At 27.3% G+C, this 4,042-nt stretch carries 2 protein-coding genes; both read right to left on the bottom strand.

The window, feature by feature from the left end:
- Positions 1-2,952, bottom strand: a 2,952-nt coding sequence (dnaE, locus tag QZZ11_RS00440; RefSeq protein ID WP_292472503.1) for a DNA polymerase III subunit alpha, incomplete at its 3' end; no start/stop codon positions are given.
- A gap of 120 nt (positions 2,953-3,072) precedes the next feature.
- A complete protein-coding gene (locus QZZ11_RS00435) occupies positions 3,073-3,771 on the bottom strand; it encodes a hypothetical protein (protein ID WP_292472501.1) in 699 nt (232 codons plus the stop codon).
- Positions 3,772-4,042 lie beyond the last annotated feature (271 nt).

Here is a 4,042-nt window from a genome sequence, read left to right as displayed (position 1 = left end):
ATAAATATTTGTTTCAATTTTAGAATTTTTATATGTTGTATATTGTAAATATTCCATATCAAATTTCACTTGATTTATTGCAGACATTGGTTTATTAGGAATGATTGATATTAATTCATTTAATAATCCAATATTGTCTATTTGAGAATATTGTTTCGGTGTTTCTTTATTAGCATATTTTTTTACGATATACTCTGTTAGACCAAATTTGCTATATTGTTCAATTTTATCTTTTTTTATTTGACTACAAGTTCTTAATGATGGAAGTATTGTTTTTAAACTTTTTGAACCTTTTGGTTTATCTTTTACTCCATTGTATAATTCTACTGATTTTAATAGTTTTTCATTATGACCATAATCGGAAAAATACCCCAGTCCAATTAACGCTGTTAGCTGTCTACTATTCATTGAAGTATTTTTTATTTCATCTAATAATTCAATAAACGATTTTGTTTTGTGTAAATTCATTAACTCACTTGCTAGTTCTTTATTGCAATATTTAATTGTTTTTGTTCCAATCATAATACCATCATTGTATACTTTGCAATCAGAAGAACAATTATCATACTTACCTAAATAAACAGGAATTTTTATTCTATTAACTTCTTCAATACATTCTGCTACCTTTTCTGTTTTATTGCTTACTGAATTAATCCATGCACATAAAAATTCTTTTGGATGATATGTTTTTAAGAACATACAAATATAAGCAATAATAGCATAAGCGGCAGAATGCGCTCTATTAAATGAATACGAAGCAAAATCTAACATTACATTCCATAGTGTTTCTAATTGTTCCTGTTCCCATCCTCGATTTAATAACCCATTAAACAATTCTGGTTTAATTTTATCAAGTAAACTTATTTTCTTTTTTGCAGTAGCCTTTCTTAGTTCATCTGGATTAGACAGCCCAGCCATTCTACCAATTTCAATGAGTTGTTCTTGAAACACAATAATACCAAATGTGTTTTGAAGTATTGGTTTTAAATCAGGATGAAGGTATTCAAAATTCTCTATACCTTTTTTCCTATCTGCATAATTATCAATATATTTAATAGAACCCGGTCTAAATAATGCGTTTGCAACAATTAAATCTTCAATAGAATTACATTCAATTTTTTTTAATGTATCTCTCATACCAGAAGATTCAAATTGAAATACTCCTGCTGTGTTTCCATTTCTAAAATTATCCAATACTTTTTTATCTTTGAAGTTAAGATTATGTGGTGCAATATATTCATAATCTTTACCAATCATTTCAAGAGTATCATAAATAACATCTACTGTTCTTAATCCAAGAAAATCTGCTTTAACAAGTCCTAAGTCTTCTGCTGTGTGCATATCACCTTGTAAAATTACTTCACCGTTTTCGTTAATATCAGTAGCATTGTAATATGTCATTGTTTGTTCACTTGCAATTTTACCACAAGGATGGGCAGAAAAAGATTTTGGCAATCCAGCCAATCTTTCTGCGTAATCAAATAAATCAGGATAACTGTCCTTATATTTATCGAGTAAACCTAATTCAATAACATCTTTAATAGATTCGTTGTCAAGTTTAGATGTCATTTCATTAGTAATTTCATATGGAATACCTAAAACTTTACCAATATCTTTTATTGCACCTTTGGCCCAAATATACTGAAATGTACCTAAACTTGCTACTTTATCTTGTCCATATTGATTAATAACGTGTTGAAGAACTTTTTCTCTGTCTTGTTTTCCAAAATCTAAATCCACATCTGGAATTTTTAATTCTCCTTTAGTAATTAAATTTTTCTTTAACAAATCAAGCGCACCAACATCAATAAATCTTTCAAAATAAAGTTTAAATTCAATAGGGTCAATGTCAGTAATATTAGCCAAATAACAAACAAGACTTCCTCCTGCTGAGCCTCTGGCTATTCCTCTACGTTTTACTGAATTTGCATAACTATGTACAAATAAAAAATACCATTCAAATCCCATTTCTTTGATAGCATTAATTTCATAAGCTAATCTTTTTTTATAATCTTCTTTATTTTGTTTTTGATTTATTTTTTTAGAATACCAACCATTAATACAAAGACTTTTTAGATAATCTATTTCAGAATTAAAGTTTTCTGGAATTTTTGAGTGTTGCATAATAGGGTCAGACAATGGTAACTCTACATTACATTTTTCAGCTATTTCATTTGAATTATGAATAGCAAGTATATTATCTTCTCTGGTCGTGCTTTTACAAATACTTAAAATTTCATCATTTGATTGTACATAGCAATCATTATATGTTTCTCCTACTTCTCTTGCTTGACCTATTTGAACAAAGATACTGTGATATTTTTGTTCATTCAAAGTTAAATAATGTGCATCTGTAGTAACAACAAATGGTATGTTTAATTCTTTTGCTAAATCTACAACTTGTTTGTTTAACATTTGTTGGATTGTATCTGAATGACTTTGATACTCTAAATAATAATCATCATGAAAATTATTTTTGTATTTAATTGCTATGCTTTTAGCTTTTTCGTAATTCCCATTATATAATGCTTTCTGAATTTCACCAACCATACAAGCAGATAAAATAATTAAACCTTCTTTATAATTAATAAGCATATTAAAATCAATTCTAGGTTTACCATAGTATTTATATTTACATGATTCAGAAACAAGTTTGTTTAAATTAAGTCTTCCAGTTTCATTTTTTGCAATAACAACTAAGTGACTGTATTTACTGTCTTTTGATTTAACATTTACATCATCACATATATACATCTCACAGCCCATTAGATACTTCACATTATGTTTTTTACATAGTTTGTATATTTCGACATCCGAATATAGATTACCGTGTTCTGTGACGCACAGAGCGGCCTTATCACCATCCTGTTTTTTAATTGTTTTTACTAATTGTTCTGGTTCAATAATTGCATCAAGTAAACTGTATTTTGTATGAATGTGAATTTTTGCCATATCAACTATCCTTTAATAATATACTACATATTTGTGTTTCCATAATAGCAAATAGTTTAATTTGGATAGATTGTAGACTGTAAAAAACAATCTACAATCTATCTATAATAACATATTACATTAATTTTTCTTTCTCAATTCTTCTTTCTTATTTTCAATATCAATTTCGTACTGAGCAATTTCTTCAATTTCTTTCTGTCTTCTACGTTTATTTCTTCTTTTCTTCTTTTCTACAAGTTTCTTATAACGTGATTCTTCCTTGTCCTTTTCAATCTGTTCTTTCATTTTTGCTTCTTTGTTTCTATTCATTACCTTTACTGCTCTATCGACAATTTTATTATAAAGTGCGCTACCACCATTCCCATTATTTTTCATAGATAGAAGTTTCTTAGTAATACAAATTCCAATTCCAGTTTCAAGGCAAAAAGTATCTTTATCTGCCAACACAGCTTTTTCTTCTGTTCCGTCTTTAAACAATACTATAACAACTGGTTTAGCATTTACATCATTTTTAATAACTTTAACATCTTTAATATCTGGAATAATTGCGAATGAAACTCCATTGTTATTAAAATTTCTAATCCAATTATCTTTTACTCTTACATTTGTTTTGTTGTTATTCAGATTGTTTTTATTATTAATGTTATTGTTTATAGTATCAATAATATATTCTATGGAATCAATGAAACAAGGGTATGCTGAATTAGTGGTAGTTGTCTTTGGGGAATATGTAGTATTTGAAGTAAATGTAATACCATTTAGATTACCAGTAGTTGTTGTAATGTCTCTTACAAAATTTTCAAATGGTTTCATAATCATAATCATTATCTCCTTAATTGTTTATTTCTTTTACTTTCCATGTATGAATTAAAATTCTTCGTTTTGCAATCACTGTTTCAATTCTATTGATTAAAACATTTTCAAATGTTCTGTCTCTTAATCGTGCTCCACATTTTGGACAAATAGATGGAATACCGTCATATGTCCAAAATATATATTTACAATTTAAACATCATTTAACCAAGATAGGTCAATATCATTAGTTAATGTATTAGAATTACTACTTAATGCTTTATTAAATTTTTCTACT

Origin of the sequence: Methanosphaera sp. (assembly GCF_016282985.1) — an archaeon.
Lineage (GTDB): Archaea > Methanobacteriota > Methanobacteria > Methanobacteriales > Methanobacteriaceae > Methanosphaera.
The sequence above is the reverse complement of the archived record's forward strand: the minus strand, read 5'-3'. Positions and strand labels throughout refer to the sequence as shown.